Here is a 25,929-nt window from a genome sequence, read left to right on the forward strand (position 1 = left end):
TAACTTAAATACTTTTGTCAGGTGATAAAAAAGTCGTGAAACCACCACAAATTTTCATTACCACTTCCTCAATATACCGAATGTCGCATATAACGTGCTTAAATGATCCATTTTCACCCAAGCCGGATAAAGGATTAGAAAATAATATCAATAGCCTCTAGCTCATCTTGCTCCTGTTCGGATTGGCCGGTCAGGGAAATATCCTTTAACAGCACCGAAGGCTGTTCGCCAATTTGGTTGATAATCACGAGCAAGTCCTGAGCGAAATTGTCGATCAGATTGCGCGTAAACAACTTGGTCGCATATTCAAACTGCCCGTTCATTCCCTCATTCAAAAGCGAAATGACCAAGGTAAGGTCAAATTGGGAAACCGCATGCGTTTCCGGATAAGATTCGATCTGGATATCCCCGAAGTTTTGAACGTTATCTTCCTTCGTTTCCAGCGCAAACATGACATCAAATACAGGATTGCGGCTTTGATCTCGCGGCACCTGCAGCTTTTTCACAAGCTCTTCAAACGGATAATCCTGGTGGTCGTAGGCCCCCAGCATCGTTTCTTTGACTTCGTTCAAGTAAACAAGGAACGTCTTCTCCCCGGATGGATAATGACGAATCGCCAACGTGTTGACAAACATTCCGATGAGCGGCTCCAGGTCGGCATGTGTGCGGCCTGAAACCGGTGTGCCTACAATGAAGTCTTCTTGTCCCGAGTACTTGCTGAGCAGGATTGAATAGGCCGCCGATAACACCATATATAGGGTAGCACCGTTCTCATCGGCAATGCGCTGCAAGTTGTCCGTCATCTGCTTGTCGATACTGAAAGGCAGCACATCTCCCTCAAAGCTGCGAGCGGCAGGTCTGACAAAGTCCGTAGGTAGCTCAAGCGTTGGCAGTTCACCTTCCAGCATGTCCAGCCAGTAGGCTTCCTGGCGTTTCAGCCGTTCTTTTACAGGTTCGGACTGCTGCCAAGTGGCAAATTCCTTGTATTGAATCCGAAGCGGTTCCAACGTCTCACCGTTATACAGGCGTAGCAGCTCTTCGATGAAGATACCCATCGACATGCCATCCGTGACGATATGATGAATGTCCAGCATAAGCAGATGACGTTCCGCTTCCCATTCAACTAAGCCCACACGCAGCAGCGGCGGCCGCTCCAAATCAAAGACACGTACAAAGGCATCCGCAATGCTTTTCGTTTCACTTTCCGTCGCCTTTGTATACTCGACGGCAAACTCCAAGTCCGAATAAATCCGTTGTACCGGTTCGCCGTCGACCATTTCGAAGCCGGTTCGCAAAACTTCGTGACGAGCGATTAATCCTTTGAGCGCCGCCTCGAATTGATTCCGCTCCAAGCGCCCGACGAGAACCGTCATGCCGGACATGTTGTAACTAAGCTCGGCCCCTTCCATCTGCTGCTGGATGTACAGCCGCTTTTGCACAGAGGAAAGCGGATAATACTCCCTTTTATCCAGAACCGGAATGGAAAGGAATTCCTGCTTCTCCAATCGGCTAATCACTTCAGCCATCGCTTCAATAGTCGAGTACCGGAATACATCGCGCAGTGGCAGGTCCACATGCAGCTCCTTGTGCACCTTGCTGACCAGCGTCGTCGCCCGCAGCGAGTGACCGCCGAGGTCGAAGAAGTTGTCCGTCACACCAATCGTAACTGACCCAAGCACGTCCTCCCAGATGGAGACCAGTTTCGTCTCCAGATCGGTGCGCGGCGCCACGTATTCGCGCCCTGCACTTGCTCCCTCTTCCGGGGCCGGCAGCGCTTTCCGGTCGATTTTCCCGTTTGGTGTCAGAGGTAAATGCTCCAGCTCCACAAAGTACGACGGGATCATATAACCTGGCAGCTCGCTGGAGATCGCTCGTTTCAGGTCGGCCGCCGTCAGTTCGATATCCGTTGTGTAGTAGGCGCACAGCGCCTTTTGACCGTTCGCATCACTTCGAACCAGCACCACCGCTTCGCGTATACCTACCACCCGCAGCAGCTGCGACTCAATCTCACCCGTTTCGATCCGGTAGCCCCGGATTTTCGCTTGATTGTCGATCCGGCCGATGAAATCCACGTTTCCGTCCTCCATCCACCTCGCCAAATCTCCCGTGCGATATAACCGCTCACCCGCGGTGAAAGGGCTGTCTACAAACTTCTCTTCCGTCAGCTCTGGACGGTTCAAGTACCCACGTGCTACGCCAACGCCGCCGATGACCAGCTCGCCCAGCACACCGACGGGTACGGGATTCAGATGTGCATCCACGATGTAAAACTTCGCATTCAACCACGCTTTGCCAATCGGCACATGGCCTGTCTGCGGCAGTTTCGCCAATTCTTCGTCATAGAAACTGGAGTCGATTGCCGCTTCCGTCACACCATAGGCGTTAATGATGCGGAACGACGAGCCAAACCGCTCCTGCAAGGTACGGTAATCCGCTACACTGCAGCTGTCCGAGCTTGTGATCAACAGCTCCATACCGCTTAACTTTAGCCCCTGCTCATGCAAGTATTCCATAAACGGCACGATCAGTGCTGGTGTTGATTCAAAGATCGTCACTTGCTCCTGCTCTATCCAGTGGTGCAGACGAGACGGATCAATCCGGTCGTCCTTCGGTACAATGACCATGGTGCCTCCGTTATACAACGTGCGTGCGATATCGCCCACGAAAACATCAAACGAGAAGCTTGCGAGTTGCAGCAGTCGCACCGGGAACTGATCCAACCGGTATTCCCGTCGGTAGCCCGCTGCCGTGTTCACTAGGCTGCGATGCTCGATCATCACGCCTTTTGGCTTGCCCGTCGTTCCGGACGTGTAGATGACATACGCCAAGTCCTCAGGACGGGCTTCATGGAAGCTGTCCATGCCAACAACATCAACATCATTTGGATGACTCTCGCCACCACCGTTCACAGCCCCCGTTAGCTTGCTGTTGACTGGATTGGGAGCACTGCTGGAGCCTTGGCCGAAGTCCATCGGTGCATTCCCTCGGTCTTCGCTGTATGACGTTTCGTCGTCAAGGTACAGCACCGTCTCCAGTGCTAGTTCCTCTTCGCCGAGCCAGGATTCCGCACGCTCTCGCAGCAGCATTTGTGTCAGCAGCACCTTCGCTCCGCTGTCTTCGAGCATGAACCGCACACGGTCTGCCGGATAATCCGGGTCGAGGGGTACATACGCCCCGCCTGCTTTCCAGACGGCCAGCACGGCCACCAACAGGTCCACCGAACGCTCGGCGAGAATGCCAACAATCTCCTCACGGCCGATTCCACTTGCGCGTAGCATCGCCGACAGGCGGTTCGCCCGCTCGTTCAGCTCCACATACGTCAGCCGATCGTTTTCGTAAACGACAGCTTCAGCTTCCGGCGTGTGTTCCGCCTGTTCCTCGAACAGTCGATGGAACGCTGCCACAGGAGCCTCTTCCGGTTGCGCAGGGTTAAACGCGCCGACAATCTGCTCTTTTTCCTCTGCCGTTAACAAGTTCAGCTCGGCAATAGTCGCCGACGGGTTGCAGAGAATGGATTCAAGCAGCTGCAAGTAGTGAACAGCCAATTTCTCCACCGTTTCGGTTTTGTATAGAGCTGTGGCGTATTCAAACAGATATTCCAAGCCGTCCTCAATCTCGGTGACGTCCAAGCTGAGATCGAATTTGGAAACAATTTCTTCGCTGGCATACGTCGACAGATGCAGTCCCGGAAGCTGAATTTCCACATTTTCTGTATTCTGCAAAGCAAACATCGTATCAAACAGTGGATGACGGCGTAGATCACGAGCCACGTTTACCTTATCCACCAGTTCCTCAAACGGATAATTCTGATGTTCAAAAGCACCAAGCGTTGTCTCCTTGATTTCCTTCAAGTAGTCAAGGAACGTTTTACCGGCAGCCGGGTAACTGCGGATGGCCAATGTATTAACGAACATCCCGATCAGCGGTTGAACGTCGCTGTGATTTCTGCCCGCAATCGGCGTACCAACCACCACGTCTTCCTGACCTGAATATTTATGCAGAAGCACGTTATACGCCGCAAGCAGAACCATGTAAAGCGTTGCGCCGTTTTCAGCTGCAAGCCGTTTCAGACCTTCGCTTTTCTCAATATTCATAAACAATTGCAGCGTACGGCCCTCGTAGCTCTGCATAGCCGGGCGCGGATAGTCCGTTGGCATTTCCAGAACTGGCAGTTCTCCGCTGAACATGTCAATCCAGTAGGCTTCCTGCTTGGCAAGCTGCGTTTTCTGCTCGTCCGATTGCTGCCATACTGCATAATCTTTGTACTGAATGCGGAGTGGCTTGAGCGGCTCCCCGCTGTACAAGTGCACAAACTCTTCGATCAGTACGTCCATTGAAACGCCGTCCGATACGATATGATGTGTATCGAACATCAGGATGTGACGATCCGGCGCGAGTTCGGCAATACCCACCCGCAGAAGTGGCGGCTTCGCTAGATCAAACGCACGAACGAATTGGCGCACCGTTTCTTCCGCCTGCTCCCCGCTGATCTGCACATATTCCACCTGGAAGGTGACTTCTTCGTAAATCCGCTGAACCGCTTCGCCCTCAACCATCTCAAAGCCGGTACGCAGCGTTTCATGACGAGCTACAAGCCCGCGGAATGCTTCTTCAAACCGCTGCCGGTTGAGCCGCCCTTCGAGCAGCATAGCTCCCGGTATGTTGTAGCTCAGCTCGCCTCCTTCCAGCTGGTTCAAGATATAGAGACGTTTCTGGGCAGAAGAGAGCGGATAATACTCGCTAGGTTCCGCAGCCGGAATAGCCATAAACGAGCCGATCTCCAAATGCTCCATAGCCACAGCCATTTCCTCAACTGTCGAGTAGCGGAATACGTCGCGAAGCGGGAATTGGGCGCCCAGCTCCTTATGCATTTTGCTGACAAGTGTTGTCGCCCGCAGGGAGTGTCCTCCGAGGTCGAAGAAGTTGTCCGTTACGCCTACCGCCTTCTCCCGAACAAGCACTTCCTGCCAAATGATGGCCAGTTTTGCCTCCAGTTCGGTGCGCGGTGCCACGTATTCGCGGCCTCCGCCTGCTCCCCCTTCCGGCGCTGGCAGCGCCTTCCGGTCAATTTTCCCATTTGGCGTTAGAGGCAATTGCTCCAGTTCGACGAAGTACGACGGAATCATGTATCCCGGTAGCTCGCTGGAGATCGCCCGTTTCAAATCTGCCGCCGTCAAGCCTTCTTCCACTGTATAATAAGCGCACAACGCTTTCTGCCCTTCTTGATCTTCCCTGACAACAACGACCGCTTCCTTCACGCCACCTACACTCAGCAACTTTGCTTCGACTTCGCCCGTCTCGATCCGGTAGCCCCGGATTTTTGCCTGGTTATCGATCCGCCCGATGAAGTCCACGTTGCCGTCCTCCATCCACCGCGCCAAGTCTCCTGTGCGATACAGTCGCTCACCAGCGGTGAAAGGACTGTCTACAAACTTCTCATCCGTCAGCTCTGGACGGTTCAAGTACCCGCGCGCCACACTGACTCCGCCGATAACCAATTCGCCCAGCACGCCGACTGGCACCGGGTTCAGATGTGCATCCACGATGTAAAACTTCGCATTCAACCACGCTTTGCCAATCGGCACATGGCCTGTCTGCGGCAGTTTCGCCAACTGCTCGTCATAGAAACTGGAGTCAATTGCCGCTTCCGTCACGCCGTAGGCGTTGATGATGCGGAACAACGAGCCAAACCGTTCCTGTAAGGTCCGGTAATCTGCCACACTGCAGCTGTCCGAGCTTGTAATCAACAGCTCCATACTGCTTAACTCTAGCCCCTGCTCATGCACGTATTCCATGAACGGCACGATCAGTGCTGGTGTTGATTCAAAGATCGTAACTTGCTCCCGCTCTAACCAGTAGTGCAGACGAGACGGATCAATCCGATCGTCCTTCGGTACAATGACCATCGTGCCGCCGTTGTACAACGTCCGCACGATATCGCCCACGAATACGTCAAACGAGAAGCTGGCGAGCTGCAGCAGCCTTACCGGGAACTGATCCAACCGGTATTCCCGCCGGTAACCCGCCGCCGTGTTCACCAAGCTGCGGTGCTCGATCATCACGCCTTTTGGCTTGCCCGTCGTTCCGGACGTGTAGATGACGTACGCCAGATCCTCCGGACGGGCTTCATGGAAGCTGTCCATGCCCACAACATCAACATCATTTGGATGGCTCTCATTACGGTCGTTCACAGCACCCGTCAGCTCGCAGGAGATCAGACCTGAAACCATGCTGGAGCCGAGCGGTGTATTCGCTCGATCTTCGCTGTATGACGTTTCGTCATCGAGATACAGTACCGTCTCCAGTGCTAGTTCCTCTTCGCCGAGCCAGGATTCCGCACGCTCTCGCAGCAGCGTTTGTGTCAGCAGTACCTTCGCTCCGCTGTCTTCCAGCATGAACCGCACGCGGTCCGCCGGATAATCCGGGTCAAGCGGTACATACGCCCCTCCCGCTTTCCAGACGGCCATCACGGCCACCAGCAAATCGACCGAACGCTCGGCGAGAATGCCAACGATGGTCTCCCGGCCTATTCCGCTTGCACGTAGCGTGGTCGACAGGCGGTTCGCCCGCTCGTTCAGCTCCGCATACGTCAGCCGATCGTTCTCGTATACGATGGCCTCCGCTTCCGGCGTGCGTTCCGCCTGTTCCTCGAACAGTCGATGGAACGCTGCCACAGGAGCCACTTCCGGCTGCACTGGATTAAACACGCCGACAATTTCTTCTTTTTCCGCCGCCGTCAAAAGCTCTAACTCATGTACACGAACATTCGGATTAGCCGCAACCTGCTCCAATGCACGGGCAAAATGACCGTGGATCTGCCTGATGTCTTGCTCTCTGAATGTCAGTGCATTGTACGTAAACCGCAGCAAAATATGCTCTTCCGGAATGACGGTAATGTCCAGATCGTAGTTCGTTTGTTCCGGCGATTGGATATTAGCAATTTTCAGCGCTTCTTGTCCTCCGCCGACAACCTGCTCAATCTGTTCTTCCATCGGATAATTTTCAAAGACCATAATATGGTTGATCAAGTCGCGCTTTTGCTCGCTCAGCGACTGAATTTCGAAGAGCGGGAACGTTTCGTAAGCTCCCGATGTCAGCGCTTGATCCTGGGTTTTTCTCAAAATATCGGCTACCGTCTCCTCGGCTTTGCCTTGAATACGGACGGGGATCGTATTAATAAACAGACCGATCATGCTTTCGATACCCGGAATCTCCGCTGGACGCCCGGATACGACGGAGCCAAATACAACATCATCGCTGTTGTTGTATACCTGCAGAACCAGTCCCCATACGGTCTGCATGAATGTATTAAGCGTCACCTGATGCTGGCGCGCCACCCGCTCGATTTGCCCAGTCAGTTCCTTGCTGAGTTCCACATCGATTTCAGCCATTTCAAAAGTATGCTGTTTCAGCTGCGTTCTCTCCTGCGGCAGCTTGGTCTGCTGATCGTAACCCGCCAAATACTCCGACCAGTAACCCGAAGCTTTCGCTACATCTTGAGCTTCCAGCCATTCGATATATCGGGAGTACGAGGTAACCGGAGGAAGCTCCAGCGTCCGCTGCTCCTGGAACGCGAAGTAGGTGTCGAACACTTCCTTGATCATTAAGGACATGCACCAGCCGTCCAACAAAATGTGATGGTGACTCCAGATCACTTGGTAGGACTCGTCGCCCGTACGCAAAACTGTAACGCGCATCAGAGAGCCTTGAGCCAAATCGAACTTGTTCGCTTTATCCGCGCTGACAAAATCGGCTATCGTCTTCTCCGGGTCTTCATCGCTTACTAAGCGAATATCTTCGAAGTATACTTCACATTTCCGCTCGCGGAATACCACTTGAATCGGCTCGTCTCTCCAGCCGGTAATAAAGTTCGTCCGCAGCGCCTCATTTCGCTGTACCAGCGTATCCAATCCGCGGGTGAAGGCTTCCACATTCAGGCTTCCATACAGATCGAAGGTCACCTGTTCGAAGTAGGCTTCCGAATCGGCATCCAGCAAGCTGTGGAACAACATCCCTTTTTGCAGCGGAGTCAGGGTGTATACATTCTCCAGTTCGCCGAGTGCCGCCGTATGTTCGGACAGTCGCTCCAGTTCCTCCACCGTCACATCTTGAAGCAGTACGTCACTAGGCGTAAGTTCCGGCCGCTCTTTCGATACGCAATGGCTGATGACTTCACGCAAACTCGATTGAAGCAGGGTGCCCAGGCGCTCAACCGTCTCCCGTTGATACTGGGTTTCCCCATAACGGATCGTAAGTTCCAACACGCCTTCCGATACCATACCGTTGATATCGAGGACATAATTCATCACAGCATTCGGGCTTGAATCGGAGCCCGGACTGAACGGAGACGGCTGCGAGCCGCTGCTTTCGTAATCCTGGTCGAACTGACCCAGATAGTTAAAACTGATCTCCGGCTCTAAAGCAAAGCGCTCGCCGTCATGCGGCGCCGACAAATAACGCAGGATGCCGTAGCCGATTCCTTTGTTCGGAATGCGGCGCAAGCTTTCTTTCACCTGTTTCACCTGATGACCGAGCGCCTGGACGTGACCCGGCTCCAGAACGACAGGGAATTGGCTTGTAAACCAGCCTACCGTCCGCGTAATGTCCACATCCGGCAAAAGTTCTTCCCGACCGTGGCCTTCGAGATTCACCAGCACGCGTTCCCGACCGCTCCAAGCTTGTACCGCGAGGCCAAGCGCGGCAAGCAACAAATCGTTCATTTCCGTATGGTAAGCACGGTGTGCCTGCTTCAGCAGCTGTTCGGTTTCCTCCGCCGTCCAGCGGACGGTCACGAGCCTGCTGTCCTTCAGCTTGGATGTGCCTTGTTCAAAATCTTTCGGAAGCGGCTCATAGGTCAATTGCTCGATATGCTGCCAATACGCTCTCTCGATTTCCATCGCCGGACCGTTCGCATAATCAGCGAGCTGTTTCGCCCACGTTTGGAATGAGTCCGTTTTGAGCGGCAGACGGATCAGCTTCCCTTGCAGCGCCTGCTCATAGCCGGCAGCAAAATCCTCAAGCAGAATCCGCCAGGATACGCCGTCTACGACCAAGTGGTGGATCGCGATCAGCAGATGATCTCCATCCGCACAACGGAACAAGCCGAGCTTCAGCAAAGGCCCTGCCTGCAGGTCAATGCTGCGCTGAAGCTCGTTCGCCTTGGCTTCGATCGCCTGCGCGCAGTCCGTCATTCCGCGGAAATCGATCACTTCCAGGCTGTAGAGCTCGCCGTCACTTTCCTCGATGGCCCGGTTCCATGCCGCATACCCGCTCTCGGTCCAGCTGAAGACGAGGCGCAGCGCATCGTGATGCTCGGCCAGCTTCCGCACGGCCTGACGAAGCGCCGCTTCGTCATAGCCTTCCTCCCGGTACAGCATCACCGCCTGGTTAAAGTGGTGCAGCTCGGCGAACGACTGCTCGAAGAACCAGCGCTGAATCGGCGTCAGCCCCGTCTCTCCCGTAGCTGCCCCCTGATCGGCGCGTCTTAAGACCGACTGGAGATACGGGCTTAATTCCGCTACGGTCGGATATTTGAACAAATGCTTAATTTCCAGCTTGTACCCGGCCTGATGTAGCCTGGACGACACCTGGATCGATTTAATTGAATCCCCGCCGAGTTCGAAGAAATTGTCCATCACGCCGATCGGACGACCCGTTCCCAGCACCTTTTGCCACACCGCAACCAACGTCTGCTCCGCCGCCGTCCGGGGCGCCACGTATTCCGTTCCAACGAGCATACTGCTTTCCGGTGCGGGCAGCGCCTTGCGGTCGAGCTTCCCGCTGTGTGTGAGGGGCATCCGCTCCAGCTGCACGAAGTAGGACGGAATCATGTACGCAGGCAGATCCTCCGCCAGCGCGCTTCGCAGCTCGCTCCCCGCAAGCGGCTTGTCCGCCACGAAGTACGCGCAGAGCTGCTTCTGACCGGCTTCGTCCTCTCTGGCGATGACAACCCCCTCTTGGACGGACGCCGCTTTCAGGACCTGCGCCTCCACCTCGCCGAGTTCGATCCGGTACCCGCGGATTTTCACCTGATGGTCGATCCGGCCCATATACTCGATGTTGCCGTCCGGCAGCCATCTGGCCAGATCGCCCGTCCGATACATCCGCCCGCCCGGCGCAAACGGACACTCTACGAATTTCTCCGCGGTCAGCTCGGGACGGTTCAAGTAGCCTCTAGCCAGACCTTCGCCCGCGATGCACAGCTCGCCCGGCACGCCGACCGGCTGCAGCGCTGTCGTCCCTTCCTTGACAATATGCAGCCGGATGTTCGAGATCGGCTTGCCGATCGGCACCGATACATACGCCTCTTCCGGTCCGCAATCGTAGTACGAGACATCAACCGTCGCTTCCGTAGGCCCATAAAGGTTGATCAGCTGCGCTTGATTCACGGATGACGAAATCCACTGCCAGAACCGGCTCACATGCGATATCGCCAGCGCTTCCCCGCTTGCAAACACCCGTTTCAGCGAAGAGAGCTTGTTACCCAGATCTTCGCTCGGCTGACGCTCGACATATTCGAGGAAGGCGTGCAGCATCGACGGCACAAAGTGCATCGTGGTGACGGCTTGCCGTTCGATCGTGTCCAGAATCGTCTCGGGATTCTTCTCTCCGCCCGGCGGCAGCAAGCAAACTTTGGCCCCCGTCCAAGCCCACCAAAACAGCTCCCACACGGAAACGTCGAAGGTGATCGCCGTCTTTTGCAGAATCGTATCCCTGGAGTCGATCGGGTATGCATTCTGCATCCACAGCAGCCGGTTGATCACCGGACGGTGCTCCACCATGACGCCTTTGGGCTTGCCTGTCGAGCCCGATGTGTAAATGACGTAGGCCAAGTGCTCCGGTCCGCTCGCCGGCTCCAGGTTCGAGCCGTCTTCATCATACGCGGATGGATCGTTCAGATCGACGAGCGATAGACCGCCAAGTGGCTCTGTCCCGGCAAATGACGCGCTTTCCCGCAAATGGCTCTGAATCAGCAGCAGCCTAGCGCACGAATCTTCGAGCATGTAGCGGATACGCTCCTGCGGGAATTGCGGGTCGATCGGCACGTAGGCACCCCCGGCCTTCAAGATCGCATAGATGCCGACAATCATCTCCAGCGAGCGCTCGGCCATGATCGCGATCGGCTGATCGGCCTGCGCGCCAGAGGCACGCAAGGATCGCGCCAGCCGGTTCGCCCGCTCGTTCAACTCCCGGTAAGTCAGGCGGCTGTCCTCATAGATAACGGCCACCTGCTCCGGCGTTCGCTCTGCTTGCTCCTCGAACAGCTCGTGGATCGTTCTCTCTCTCCACGACTCATCCGCTTCCAAGCCTGGACCCTCTGAGGCGGATTGCTTCGCCAGAGCCGAAGACGACACGGCAAACCCGACCAGCAAATCATGCTTTTCGCTGTCCTTCAAAATATTCAAATCCGAGATCCTCGCACCCGGCTGAGCCAGGATCGATGCCAAAAGCTGCTCGTAATGACCCGCCAGCCGTACCATCGTTTCCTGTCTAAACAACGAGGTAGCGTACTCGATCTTGCAAACCAGCTCGTTACCCTCTTCCACGATATCCAGGCTAAGATCAAACTTTGCTCTCTTTTCCTCGATGTCAAACAGCGACCATTGCAAACCTTCCAGGGCTAAATCCAGGCTTTCGTGCTTTTGCAAAGAAAACATGGTGTCAAACAGCGGATTCCGGCTTAAATTCCGGCTCACCTGAAGAGCTTCTACCAGCTCCTCGAACGGATAGTCCTGGTGCTCGTAGGCTCCAAGCGTCGTTTCCTTCACATCCTGCAAGTAATCTAGGAACGTCCGCTCTGCCGTTGGACCCAAGCGAAGGGCCAGCGTATTGACAAACATGCCGATAATCGGTTGCAGGTCGGCGTGAGAACGAGCGGCAATCGGAGTGCCGACTACGATATCTTCCTGTCCCGCGTATTTATGAAGCAATACGGAGTAAGCAGCCAGCAGAAGCATGTACAGCGTCGCCCCCGAATCTCCGGCAAGCCGTTTTAGAGCTTCGCTTTTCTCCGCATCCAGCGCAAACGTGAGCGTTTGACCGTCAAACTGCCGGACGGCTGGGCGGGAAAAGTCAAGAGGCAGCTCAAGAACCGGAAGCTCGGAGCTGAATACCCCACGCCAGTATTCCTCCTGCCGTTTGATACGCTGACATTGCTCGTCGGATTGCTGCCAAACGGCGTAATCCTTGTATTGAATCCGCAGCTCCGGCAATTCTTCCCCATTGTAAAGCCCCACAAATTCGCGTAGTAGCACGTCCATGGAAAGACCGTCGGAACCAATATGATGCATATCCAGCGCAAGCAGGAATTTCTCTTTTTCAAGTATGATCAGCAGGACGCGCAGCAAAGGCGGCTGGGTCAAGTCAAAAGGCTGAATGAAGCCTTCCAGAATGGCCGCGACCTGATCTTTGCTTGCTTGAAGCTTCTCGACCTTGAAATCTACGAGCGGATGAATACGCTGAACCGGCTCTCCATTCACGATTTCAAAACCGGTGCGCAGCATATCGTGCCGGGCCACCAAAGTAGTCAGCGCCTTTTCCACTTTGGCCTCGTTCAAAGTCCCTTTCAATTGCAAGGCGCTCGGAATGTTGTAATTCAGCTCCGAGCTATCTAGCTGGTGCAGGACATACAGCCTTTTTTGCGCAGAGGAAACTGGATAGTATGCTTTCTCTTCCGCTTTTGGAATGGAGCTGTGCTCTGATTCTTCCAAGCTGGCAATAGCCCCGGCCATCGATTCCACCGTCATATAGCGGAACACATCGCGCAGCGGAAGTTCAACGTTCATTTCCTTACGAATCTTGCTGACAAGGTTTGTCGCCCGCAAGGAATGCCCTCCGAGCTCGAAGAAATTGTCCAGGATTCCAATGCCGGAGTAACCCAGCACTTCCTCCCAGATCTGTACAAGCTGGGACTCAATAAGGTTACGAGGGGCTACGTGTTCGATGCCCGTTTGCAGGCTACCTTGCGGCTCCGGCAGCGCTTTGCGGTCCACTTTGCCGTTAGACGTCAGCGGCATGCGCTCCAGCTGCACGAAATACGACGGGATCATGTATCCCGGCATTCCCTGTGCCAGCGAGGTTCTCATTTCGCTGACTGTCAGCGTCCGGTCTGCAACAAAGTAGGCAACAAGTGCCTTCTCTCCCTCGTTGTCCTGACGGGCGAGCACCACCGCTTCTTCCACGCCCTCCACGTTCAGAAGTTGCGTCTCGATTTCGTCCAGCTCGATCCGGTACCCGCGGATTTTGACCTGATGGTCGATCCGGCCGAGGTATTCAATGTTGCCGTCCGGTAGCCATGCCGCCAAGTCGCCTGAGCGATACAGTTTTTCCCCCTCCGCAAACGGGGAATCAACGAACTTTTCCGCCGTCAAATCCGGTCGATTCAGGTATCCTCTTGCCAGGCCTTCACCGGCCACGTACATTTCGCCTGCTACGCCGATCGGAACAGGACGACGGTTTTCATCCAGAACATACACGCTCAGCGTCGGGATCGGCTTGCCGATATTACTCTTTGCCGCCTCCATCTCGATCCATGTAATTTCCTTATACGTCACGTGAACCGTCGTTTCGGTAATACCGTACATATTGATCAGCTTTGTCTCCGGGTACTTCGTCTTGAAACCCTTGAGCAACAGCGGGCTGAGTGCTTCGCCGCCAAAGATGACGTTGCGAATCCGCAGATTGTACGGATGGTCCGCTAAAACCTCACGCAGCAGTTGGTAGAAATATGTTGGCGTCTGGTTCAAAATCGTGACCTGTTCGCGGCTCAGCAGTGCCAGGAACTCGGCCGGATTTTTCGCCGTAAGTGGCGGTACGATAACCAGCTTTCCTCCATTCAGAAGTGCTCCGTACATCTCCCAGACGGAGAAATCGAAGCAGAACGAGTGGAATAACGTCCACGTGTCGGACGGCCCAAAGTCGAACAGGTTCTTGTCGTTGAACAAAAGGCGCACGACGTTTTTATGCTCAATCAACGTGCCTTTGGGTTTGCCGGTCGTTCCCGATGTGTAGATGACATAAGCCAGGTTACCCGGCCCGGAAATCGGTTCTAGATTCGAAGCCTCCAGCGCACCAGCGGAGTCCGCCCCTTTGTCGCCCCAAACGAAATCGTCCAATTCAAGGCGCGTTCCTGCGAAGTCGGTCTTCTCATGCAAATGCCTTTGAATCAGCAATAACGGTGCGCCCGAATCCTCAATCATGAAGCGTATGCGTTCCTCCGGGTAGTCGGGATCGACAGGCACGTAGGCTCCACCCGCTTTGAGAATCGCCAGAATGCCGACGACCATATCAAGCGAACGTTCGGCCAGAATCGCTACCAACTGATCCGCTTCGACTCCTGTCTCCCGCAGCTTACGCGCAAGGCGGTTGGATCGCTCGTTCAGTTCGTGGTAGCTCAGCTGCCGCTCATTCATGACGGCGGCCACGTTATCCGGGTAAAGCTTCGCCTGCTCTTCGAACAAGCCATGAATCGTCTGCTGACGCGGGTAGTCTGCCTCCGAATCATTAAAACCGCGCACCAGTTCACGGATTTCCTGCTCGGTTAGCATTTCCAGCGAAGCAATATCCCCTTCCGGCGCTGTTGCGATAGTTTCGAGTAGCTTGTCATAATGTCTGGCGAACCGCTCCGCGGTCTCCTGTTTATACAAAGCCGTAGCGTACTCCAACCGGCATTCGAGCTGGCCATCCAGTTCCGAAATGTCCAGAAGCAGCTCGAACTTGGACGTTCGGTTTTCCAACGGATAAAACGATTGCTCCAGCCCCTCGATGACAATTTGCTCATTCTCCGTATTTTGCAGGGAGAAGAACGTATCAAAGAGCGGATTCCGGCCGGTCGCGCGCGGAATATGAAGACTTTCCACCAAATCTTCGAACAAATAATTTTGGTGTTCAAAAGCCCCGAGTGTGATTTCCTTCATTTCTTCCAGGTACTTAAGGTACGGCTTGGAACGCTCCGGATGGCTGCGAATGGCAAGCGTGTTGATAAACATACCTACGATTGGCTGCACTTCTTCCTGCGTTCTTCCGGCAATCGGCGTTCCCACGATCAGATCTTCCTGACCCGAATATTTATGCATAAGGATCGAGTAAGCAGACAACAGCACCATGTACAGGGTCGTGCCCGTCCGTGCGGCCAGTTCTTTCAGCTTCTCCGTCCGTTCTTTCCCAATATCAAACTTCACGGTCCGGCCGTCAAAACTTTGCACCGCAGGCCGCGGGAAGTCCGTCGGCAGTTCCAATACAGGCAGCTCGCCCGACAGCTGTTCCAGCCAGTACTCCTTCTGCGGCTGGATCAACTGCCCGTAGGCTTCGGAATGCTGCCAAACGGCATAATCTTTGTATTGAATACGCAACGGAGCCAGCTCCTCACCCCGATACAGGCGGCTGAACTCGTCGAAAAGCAATGCTGTCGAGATGCCATCCGAGACGATGTGATGCATATCGAACAACAGGATGTGGCGATCCTCGGCGACTTCGATCAGGCCGATGCGAAGAAGTGGCGGCTTGGTCAGATCAAACGGGTGATAGTATGCTTCCACCACATGGTCCACTTCTCCCTCGCTCGCCTGGAAATAGTCTACAGCAAACTCCACCTCGTCATAGATGCGCTGCACAAGCTCGCCTTGAACCTGCTCAATCCCGGTACGCAGCGTCTCATGGCGCTGAATCAGTGCCCGGAACGCGTACTCTACGCGCTTGCGGTCCAACTTGCCTTCGAGAAGAAGCGCCGCCGACATATTGTAGCTGCGCTCTGCCGCGTCAAGCTGGCGCAGGACGTACAGACGCTTTTGCTCGGATGAAACTGGATAATACTCGGCCTCTGCCGCCTTTGTAATCTCATACGTCTCCTGCTGCTTGAAACCGCTAATTCTTTGGGCAAGTTGTTCGATCGTGGTGTAGCGGAAAACGTCCCGCAGCGGAACCTCGACTTGCAGCTCTTTTCGAATCTTGGAAACAAGCGCGGAGGCCCGCAAGGAATGACCACCCAGGTCAAAGAAATCGTCTTGGACTCCAACTCGCACAATACCCAGCACCTGCTGCCAAATAAGAGCAAGTCTTGTTTCCAGCGTTGTGCGAGGAGCCACATACTCACGGCCGGCTTCTATCTCTCCGGTCGGTTCAGGCAGCGCTTTACGGTCAATCTTGCCATTCGGTGTGAGCGGAAGCTGATCAAGAGACACCAGTCGGGCCGGGACCATATGGGCCGGCAGCTCTTGCTTCAATTGGGACAGCAGATCGCTCAGCTGCAAGGAAACATCCCCCGCCACGTAACCGCACAAATACTTTTGCCCCTGCTCATCCGTACGGTCAGTCACCACAGCCTGCTTGACCCCCGGGAAACTGAGCAGGGTCGTTTCAATTTCACCGAGTTCGATCCGGAACCCGCGAATTTTCACCTGATAGTCGATCCGGCCGATGAAGTCAACGTTGCCGTCTTCCAGCCAGCGGGCCAAATCTCCTGTCCGATACAGACGTTCTCCAGGCACAAACGGGCTGTCTGCAAACTTCTCGGTGGTTAGGTCCGGACGGTTCCAATACCCGCGCGCCACCCCGGCGCCGCCGATGACAAGCTCACCCGGAACCCCTACAGGAACCGGCTTTAACCCGGCATCGACAATGTAAAACCGGGCGTTCAGCCAGGCTTTGCCGATCGGCACATGACCCAACAATGGCAGCTTGTCCAGCGGCTCATCGTAAAAACTGCTGTCAATGGCCGCTTCGGTAACGCCGTAGCTGTTGATGATGCGGAATTGTCCGCCGAATCTTTCCTGCAGCAATCGGTAATCGGTGACACTGCAAGCATCCGAGCTGGTAATCAGCAAATGCATGGAGCTGACGTCCAGCCCTTCTTCATAAATATGCTGCATGAACGGCAGGATAAGCGCAGGTGTCGATTCAAATACCGTAATGTTTTGGTCCCGAATCCAGCCGTATAAGCGGTTCGGATCAATCCGGTCATCCTTTGGCACAATTACCATCGTTCCTCCGTTATACAGCGTCCGCGCGATGTCTCCAACGAACACGTCAAACGAGAAGCTCGCCAGTTGCAGCAACCGCACCGGGAACTGATCCAACCGGTACTCGCGGCGGTACGCATCCGCCGTATTCATGAGACTACCATGCTCGATCATGACGCCTTTTGGGCGTCCCGTCGTACCGGAGGTGTAAATCACATAAGCCAAGTCTTGTGGGGCACTGTCAGCAGATTCAAATTCCACGGCTGAGGTATCCCCGTTATACATCTGTTCATCGTCCATCGCATAGACTGCTTGAAGCTTCAGCCGGTCATCGGCCAGCCAACCTCCGGCCCCCTCCAACAGATGACGCTGCGTAAGCAGCACCGATGCTTCGCTATCGCTGAGCATGTACTCAATCCGCTCCGCAGGATAATCGGGGTCCAGCGGTACATAAGCTCCGCCGGCTTTCCATACGGCGAGCACACCGACCAGCAGTTCCACCGAGCGCTCCGCCCAGATCCCCGTAATCGTCTCCCTTCCCACGCCCTGTTCACGAAGGAGCGCAGCCAGCCGCTCGGCGCGTTTGTTCAATTCGCCGTAAGTCAGCTGTTTGTCCATGTAAACAACTGCCGGGTGATCCGGAATGTCTCGGGCAAACTTTTCGACATACCGATGAAACGCTATTCCCTCGCTCAGTGCTGCCACCGGCGGGTTAAACACGTCCAGAATACGGTGTCTCTCCTCATCGCTCAACAGAGAAATCTCGCGCACCCGCAGTTCGGGAGTCTCAAGAAACTGGTCCAAAACGGTTACATACTGCTCCATAATGCGATCAATCTCGGTCGTCTCGAACAGGCCGGTACGATAGGAAGCATGGAGAATGACATGGCCTTCATTCAGCATATGGTCGAAGCGCAGCAGTAGATCGTCCATCTCGTGTCTAGCAAAGTGAGCCTCCAGACGTACCTTGATTTCTTCGTACTCCACGATTTTCAAAGGCAGATATTCCAGAGACGTGCGGAACAACTCCGAAAGATCGTTGCGGCCGTGTTGTTCGCGTAAATCCTGGATCAATTGGTTATAAGGATATTTCTGATGCCGCAGATCCGCCGTATTTTCCTTGGAAACCGTTTGGATCAAGGAAAGCACGGACCCAACTGGATTCAGACTAATCCGCGTAGCCACGGTGCTGACGAACATACCGATCGTTTCTTTTTCCTTCTTGCTGGTGCGATTGGCAAACACCGTGCCGACTGGAACATCGGTGCTGTCGGTCAGCTTATACAATAAGACGTACATGCCGGACAAAAATAACGTATATAAACTAACCTGATATTGTTCGCTAAAAGCCAGAATGCGGTCATAGCGGGAACCATCCAAAGTGATGGAACGTTTATTCGATTCGCTGCCAATCGAGAATGGCGGAACCGATTTAATGCCGCTCGTTTCAGGCAAAGTGTTGTACTTGGTCAGCCAATATTCCTTGCCTTTTTGATAACGCTGCGATTGCTCATATTCATGCTCAGTTGAAATATAATCCAGATAGGATGGGGCCTGGTAACTCCTGAAGATGCCATTGCGAAGTTCCAGGTATTTTTCCATCACCGCATGCAGCAAAGCAGTGACGGACAAGCCATCGGCGATGATATGATTTATAGTCAAATTAAGCCATACTTGGCCGTTCGCAAAATGGATCATCGTAAATTGGTAGAGGTGTTCGTCGAACACACTGGCCGGTTTTTCGGTTACTTCTTTCACCCAAGCATAGAATTGTTCGGTCGTGCCTATTTCGAGGTGGCTTATCCTGGTTTGGACATTCTCCAGCTCTTCGAACCACTGCGTTGGATTTTGCATATCCCCGCTAATGCGGATTCGGAAAGCGTCATAGGTTTTGACAATCTCTGCCGCCGCTTGCTCAAGCAGCTTGGTGTCGATCTCGCCCGTAATCTGGTAGGTCGCGGAAAGCATCGTGATGGATGTGCCCGGATTCATAATTTCCATGAACCATATCCGGCGCTGGGCTTGCGTTAATCCATATTGCTTGTTCGTATTCTCTCTCACATCGACACACTCCCGTATTAGAGATTGTTTGTAGATAGGCTTTATACCTGAATATCAGCAGGAAGCCGCCCGCCGAAAAGCGGGTCTAGCCGTACAGCCGCGCGTAATAACCTCCGAGCGCCAGCAGGTCCTGATGGCGGCCCCGTTCCACGACCGTTCCTTGATTCATGACCGTAATCAAATCCGCATGTTCCACAGTGCTGAGACGGTGGGCAATCAGAATGGTGGTGCGCCCCTTCATCAATACGTTCAGAGCTTGCTGTACCCAATGCTGGGATTCGTTATCCAATGCAGAAGTCGCTTCGTCCAGCAGTAGAATCGGGGCGTTTTTGAGAATCGCCCGGGCGATCGCAATTCGCTGCCTTTGTCCACCTGACAACGACGCTCCTCTCTCTCCCACCGGCGTTTTATACTGTTCAGGAAGTTCCTGAATAAAATGGTGAGCGTACGCCGCTTTGGCCGCTTCAACCACTTCTTCATCCGTTGCATCCGGGTTGCCATAACGGATATTTTCCTCAATCGTGCCGGTAAACAAAAATGGTTCCTGCGGAACATATGCAATCTGCCTGCGGATTTCTTCCAGCGTGTAATGGCCGAACGGTTTACCCTGAAGCAGGATATCTCCGCTGTCCACAGGATAAAAGCCGAGCAGCAGCTTGATCAGCGTACTTTTGCCGCTGCCGCTGGCTCCCACGATCGCAGCGACCTGACCAGGAAACACCTGCATGGACATGTCGACAAGCACCTTTTTATCTGTCTGATAGGAAAATTCCACATCGCGAAACTCCACCGCAGCCTCCGATACAAGCTCGCTATGAGAAGATCCCAAACGCTCCGGTTCCTCTTCCTCGCTTAGTACCTCTTGAATCCGGTGAGCACCCGCGAGCGAATTTTGGGTCATCGACAGAACCATCCCCAGGTTCAACAAGGCGTGCGTCAGATTCACTTGCAAAACTGCCAGAGCGGCGACACTTCCCATTCCCATCAATCCGTAAGCATAAAGAAGACTGCCGATGACGATGATGCCGCAGAACGTGACGTAGCTGATAAAATGGTTCACCGCAGCCTGCATACCGTTCTTTTTCGCCGTTTGCCGAAGCGTTTGCGTCATTTGTTCGTTCAACGCCTCGTACTGGCCGTAAATCGTGCGGATGCGAAACAGCTTCACAATTTGAATGCCGCCCATAAAATCTTTAAATTTTTCGGTCATTTTACCGAGCGTACGCAAGCCTTGTTCGGACAAAGCGCGGATATCCCGTGCAAATTTCAGGCTGACCAGAGAGGACAGCAGCAGAATGACGAAGGATACGCCAGCAAACCGCCAATCAATCACCGCCATAGAGACAATGGAGCCGATGCAGAAGACAACTTGAAGCAGCAAAACGAAGTAAACCTGCGAGAATGTAAACTCAACGGTCGTTACGTCGTTGTTCACTCGCGACAGCAAGTCCCCATGGTGGTTCTGCTCCAGGAATCTCGGCCGCACCCGGCACAGCTTGTCATAAAGACGTTTGCGGATATTCAGCACAGTCAGCTCGACACTGCGCTGGTATAAGTAAATGAACCAGGGAGAAATTATATTTTCCAGAAACAGGGCCACGCCCAAAATAACAAAAGCTTCCACCATCAGGGACGTATCTCGGGACACGGCGAAATCAACCAAGTTATGTACGACCAAGCTGAAGGCGATCAGAAACAATGTCTGGGTGAGCGCCGTTACAGCAAGGCCAATCGCGTACTGGGTTTTGCGCTTGCGGTTCATAAACGTCAGCAAGTAGCCGAGTTCTTTCACTTGCGAGAGCCATCCGCCCTTTTTCATGTGTACGACACCTCCCTGCGTTCGGCAGACTCGGTAAACTCCTGGTAATACGACTGGGCGTACAGTCCCTTCCTCTCGAGCAATTGTTCATGAGTGCCCTTTTCGACAATACTTCCTTGTTCCATAACCCAAATTTCATCGGCGTTTTGTACCGTAGAAAGCCGGTGGGCAATCACCATGGTCGTTCTCTGCTTCATCAATACGCCCAACGCTTCCTGAACCGCGCTTTCCGACTCTGGATCAAGTGCCGATGTGGGCTCGTCCAACAGCAGAACGGGAGCATCCTTCAGAAACGCCCGAGCCATTGCAATGCGCTGGCGTTGCCCACCGGATAAAAACCCGCCGCGCTCTCCGACATACGTCTGGTAACCGTCCTCAAGCTGCATAATGAAAGAATGAGCCTGAGCGGCTTTGGCGGCTTCGATAATCTCGTCCATCGACGCTTCTTCCCGCCCATAGCCGATATTTTCGGCGATCGTACCGCTAAACAAATATGAATCTTGGGTTACCACGGAAAAATGCGACCGAAGCTGCTCGGGATCAGCACCGTTTATCAGGCTTCCGAACACGCGGATCTCGCCCTGATCCTCCGGAAATGGATAAAAGCCGCATACCAGCTTAAACACCGTACTCTTCCCTCCGCCGCTCGCTCCGACAAGCGCAATCGTCTTGCCTTCCGGCACCGAGAAGTTAACATTCCGCAGAATCGGGGAACTTTCTTCATACCCGAAGGTTACGTTCTGAAACTGGATGGGGGCGGCGCTCGCTTTTGGAAGCAAACGGCCATTTTCCGTTTCGGTCGGCTGCTCGACGATTTCGGAGACCCTTCTCAGGGCACCGGTCATTTCGAACGTGCGCGTGATGAGCTCGGGAATATGCTCCAGCGGCTCCAGACACAGATTAAGCAAGTACAGGAAGGCGATCAGTTCTCCCGCGCCTAGCTGCCCGTTGTAGATCAAATAGCTTCCGTAACTGACGGCGAAAATGATCGGGCTAATCATCAGCGTAGAAAGCAGCGGGTTGACCCAGGCTTCCCGCTTTTTCACGGCCAGCTTTTTTTGAGCCGTCAATTGCAGCAGCACTTGGTAGGAGCGAGATAACATACCGGATAGCAGGTAGCTTTTTACAATAGGCATCCCCCCAAGCGTATCCTGGAGGTTGACGTTCATTCGGCCCATGTTCGCCTGGGCTTCCTCCGTCAACTGTTCCAACTGCTTGCCGATCCATTGGGAAACCAGCAGTGCTACGGGAAATAACAGCAGGCTGTACAGCATCAGCTCCCATTGGAGATACATCAAATAAGCGAAACAGCCGATAAATAATAGCGGATGATAAAACCACTGGGCGAGGTCCCGAATCATAAATTGCTGGATGAGCTGCAGATCGTTGTTGATCCGCGACAATACGTCGCCGGAGTGCTGCTTTTCCAAATAGGGGACCGGAAGTTTGCCGATATGACGCATGACATGGTTACGGATATCCCGCACCGCAGAGGCACTGCTTCGCTCCACACCAAAGCTCATGAAAAACTTCGCCGGCACACCGATCAAGATGACCACAAAGACCGTGTACACGATCTGCAGAACGATGGGCCCCGCCCCATTCTCAGCCTGTGTGGTCAGCTGCTCGACCAAACGTCCCGTCCATATCTCAATAACCGCGGCGGCAATTGCGGACAGGATACCGACGATCATCCAGCCTTTGTGACGGCTTACATAGGACATCAGCCAGCGGAACGCTTTCCAGGTAGCATAAGCGGTTCGGCGCTTGGAAGGCGCCGCTGTGCCTTGTCCTTGAACAGACGTCTGCCGGTCAGCTCCCATGCAGGACCCCGGCCTCCGCTTCGATCTGCTGCTTGATTTGCGCTAAGATGTCACGGATGACAACGGCCGTTTCGTCCACGCGCGTGAGTTCCAGTAACTCCTCGTGTGCGCCCTCCAGCCGGTAATCGGCGTAAGCTTGCGTCGTTGCCCTCTGCCAGGACGGCAACTGGTGCTCCAGGCGGAACGCTTCACTGTCCTTCGCAATCAGTTCGTAAATCCGGGCAGTTATCGTTCCTGAATTAATAAGCTGCGCTTCGTACGTCAATGTGGCTTTGATCTTCCGATGAACACGCTCCCGCACGAGCGGATTGCTCATTAATTCCTTCTCTTCTTCGTCGAAATCCGCAAGCATCTCTTCAAGCTCTTTCTCAGACGTTTCATAAGGTGTGAGTGCGTCCTTAATCCACGAGTCCACCATGAGCACGTCCGTTACGGAATACCCTCTTCTTTCCATCGATTTGGCTACCTCGAACGTCAGGTTGCCTCCGAAGCAGTAACCGAGCAGCACGTAAGGTCCTTCAGGCTGGATACGAACAATCTCATCCACATAACGGTTCAGCATGGCATCGTAATCGATGACATCGTCGATAAAATCAATGCCGTAAAGCACGACTCGGCCGTCTAGTCTGCTTGCAAGCTCTCGGTAACCGATGCCGAAGCCGCTGCCTGGAGGGAAGCAGAACACGTTCAGATCCCCTGTTTTATTTAGCTTAATGAAGGAGTCTCCCCCTTTATCCAGACCCAGATCCTCCTCTCCAAAAGCCATGGCTTCAACGGTTACATGATGGAATTGGCGATTCAGCGGTATCTCGATGCCCGTTTCATCGTAAACGGCTTGAACGAGCCTAATCAGACTTAAGGAATTGCCTCCCAGCTCAAAAAAGTTATCCTTTACGCCGACCTGTGGAATGCCAAGTGTATCCTGCCAGACACGGGCGATCTTCATCTCGAGCAGTGTTCTCGGCGCAACATATTCCGTTCCTCCAGTGACGGCTTCCTCTGGTGCGGGTAGCGCTTTGCGGTCGATTTTCCCGTTCGGGGTCAGCGGCATCCGCGAAAGCTGCACGAGGTACGAAGGAATCATATATCCCGGAAGCTGCTTGGCGAGCTGCTCCTTGAGTTCATGCGCCGCCAGCCTCGTTTCCGCAACGTAATAAGCGACAAGCTGCTTATGGCCGTTCGCGTCGTCGCGGGCGAGCACCACCGCTTCTTGCATGGCGGCGATCTTCAGCAGCTGCTCTTCAATCTCGCCGATTTCGATCCGGTAGCCGCGGATTTTCACCTGATGATCGATCCGCCCCCGGTATTCGATGTTGCCGTCCGGCAGCCAGCGGGCGAGATCTCCCGTCCGGTAAAGGCGTTCTCCCGGCGCAAACGGATGTTCCACAAACTTCTCTGCCGTTAGCTCCAGATGGTTCAGGTAACCTCTCGCAAGCCCCACGCCTGCCACGCATAACTCGCCGTCCACTCCCGGAGGCACAAGCTGCAGGTGGGCATCCAAAATGAAAATCCGGTGATTGGACAGCGGGCGCCCGATCGGAATAACTCTGCGCTCCGGCTGCTGCTCATCCGCATCCCAAAGCGTCGTAACAATCGAAGCTTCGGTAGGGCCGTAAGCATTGAAATAGTGGACCTTCTCCTTCCACTGCTGCACAAATTCGGCCGATACCGCCGAACCTCCTGTTACAAGCTTCGTTAAGCTGGGAAGGCGGTCCGGGTTCAAATATGCGCTGTACGTCGGAGGCAAAATCGCCGCCGTAATCGCATGCTCGTTCATATAACTCTCGAACAGGCGGTTGTCGAGAATCGTCTCGGCCGTCGGGATGTACAAAGTCGCGCCAAAATAGAGCGCTTTGAACACTTCCCAGCAGGACGCGTCGAATGACAGGCTGGCGAATTGAACGATCCGGTCATGCTCCGTGATGCCCAGTCTGTCCGCGAACATCAGCTTCAAGCTGACCAAACCACGATGCTCCAGCATGACCCCTTTGGGTTTGCCCGTCGTACCTGATGTATAGATGACATAAGCCAGATCATTCGGACCGCTGGCCGGCTCCAGATTCGAAGCATCCAGCACACCAGTGGATTCCGCCCCGCTATCGCCCCAAACAAAATCGTCTAATTCAAGGCGTGTTCCTTCAAAGTCGATCTTCTCGTGCAGATGTTTTTGAATCAGCAATAACGGTGCGCCTGAATCCTCGATCATGAAGCGGATGCGCTCCTCCGGGTAGTCGGGATCGACAGGCACGAAGGCTCCGCCCGCTTTAAGAATTGCCAGAATGCCGACGACCATATCAAGCGAGCGTTCGACCAGAATCGCTACCAGCTGGTCTGCTTCTACTCCTTTTTCCCGCAGCTTCCGCGCAAGGCGGTTGGATCGCTCGTTCAGCTCGCGGTAGGTCAATTGCCGCTCGTTCATTACGACGGCCACGTTATCCGGGTGATGCTCCGCCTGTTCTTCGAACAAGCCATGGATCGTTTTCCCCCGCTCGAACTCGGTTTCGGTGTCATTAAATCCCTTGAGCAGCATCTCCCTCTCGACTGGGAACAGCATATCGACTTGTCCAAGCTCCAGATCTGGCTGAAATAAAAGCATGGACAGCAACCGAACAAGATGGTCGGCCGCCTGCTCCATAAATGCCCGCTCGTACCGCTGTCCGTCAAAGCTTATTTCCAGCTTGATGGAGTGGTTTTGGCGGTCGAAGCGAAAAACGGTATCAGCCGCCACACGGTTACCCAGCGGTTCCGGGTGAATCGGGGCGAAGGATGCGATGGTGTTGACGACCGGAAGGCCATGCCCCTTATAGCTCAGATGGAGCTGCTCCACCATTTTTCGAAAAGGCAGGTGCTGATGCTCCAGCGCCTCGCCGATGGAGCCTTTGATGCCCCCAAGCAGCGTTTTCAGCGTAGTCTGGCTGCTTACCGATGTCTTGATCACCAAGATGTCATGCGGCGGCGTCTCGCCCTGGTCTGCGCTATACGAAGGCATGCCGACCAGCACTTGGTCCCGCCCGGTATATTTGAACAGCAGGGTTTTTACTCCTGCCAAAACAATCATGTACAGAGCCAAATCCGAACCGCTGGCGAGGCCAATGATTCTCTCCGAGAGTTCGCTCGGCAGAGTACGGTGAAGCAAGTCCGGCTCTGCCGCAGCTTCCCCGCCCTCGAATAATTTGGAGGATTGACTGTATGGAAGGAAGCTCAGGCTATCATCTGCGTCAAACTTGCCGCTCCAGTACCGTTCTTCCTTTTCAAATAAAGATTTCATTCG

General features: G+C 54.2%; 4 protein-coding genes. All 4 read right to left on the reverse strand.

The window, feature by feature from the left end; all coding sequences use genetic code 11:
- Positions 1 to 134: 134 nt before the first annotated feature.
- Positions 135 to 19,016, reverse strand: coding sequence for a non-ribosomal peptide synthase/polyketide synthase (locus tag EL84_RS10620; RefSeq protein WP_047841657.1), 18,882 nt, complete (start codon positions 19,014 to 19,016; stop codon positions 135 to 137).
- Positions 19,017 to 19,101: 85 nt separating this feature from the next.
- Positions 19,102 to 20,835 (reverse strand): ABC transporter ATP-binding protein, encoded by a 1,734-nt coding sequence (locus EL84_RS10625; protein WP_047841658.1) that lies wholly within the window; start codon positions 20,833 to 20,835, stop codon positions 19,102 to 19,104.
- Positions 20,832 to 22,658: an ABC transporter ATP-binding protein gene (locus EL84_RS10630; RefSeq protein ID WP_047841659.1), complete on the reverse strand. Its 1,827-nt coding sequence runs from the start codon at positions 22,656 to 22,658 to the stop codon at positions 20,832 to 20,834. The genes EL84_RS10625 and EL84_RS10630 overlap by 4 nt, the downstream gene beginning before the upstream one ends.
- On the reverse strand, positions 22,648 to 25,926 hold the full coding sequence (locus tag EL84_RS10635; RefSeq protein WP_047841660.1) for a non-ribosomal peptide synthetase: 3,279 nt from the start codon (positions 25,924 to 25,926) through the stop codon (positions 22,648 to 22,650). The genes EL84_RS10630 and EL84_RS10635 overlap by 11 nt, the downstream gene beginning before the upstream one ends.
- Positions 25,927 to 25,929 lie beyond the last annotated feature (3 nt).

This window comes from Paenibacillus sp. VT-400, assembly GCF_001029205.1.
Lineage (GTDB): Bacteria > Bacillota > Bacilli > Paenibacillales > Paenibacillaceae > Paenibacillus > Paenibacillus amylolyticus.

What these genes read in the sequence shown, in the direction of transcription:
- EL84_RS10635 (WP_047841660.1), bottom strand. Translation starts at nt 25,926, where the DNA reads ATGAAATCTTTATTTGAAAAGGAAGAACGGTACTGGAGCGGCAAGTTT.
- EL84_RS10625 (WP_047841658.1), bottom strand. Translation starts at nt 20,835, where the DNA reads ATGAAAAAGGGCGGATGGCTCTCGCAAGTGAAAGAACTCGGCTACTTG.
- EL84_RS10630 (WP_047841659.1), bottom strand. Translation starts at nt 22,658, where the DNA reads ATGGGAGCTGACCGGCAGACGTCTGTTCAAGGACAAGGCACAGCGGCG.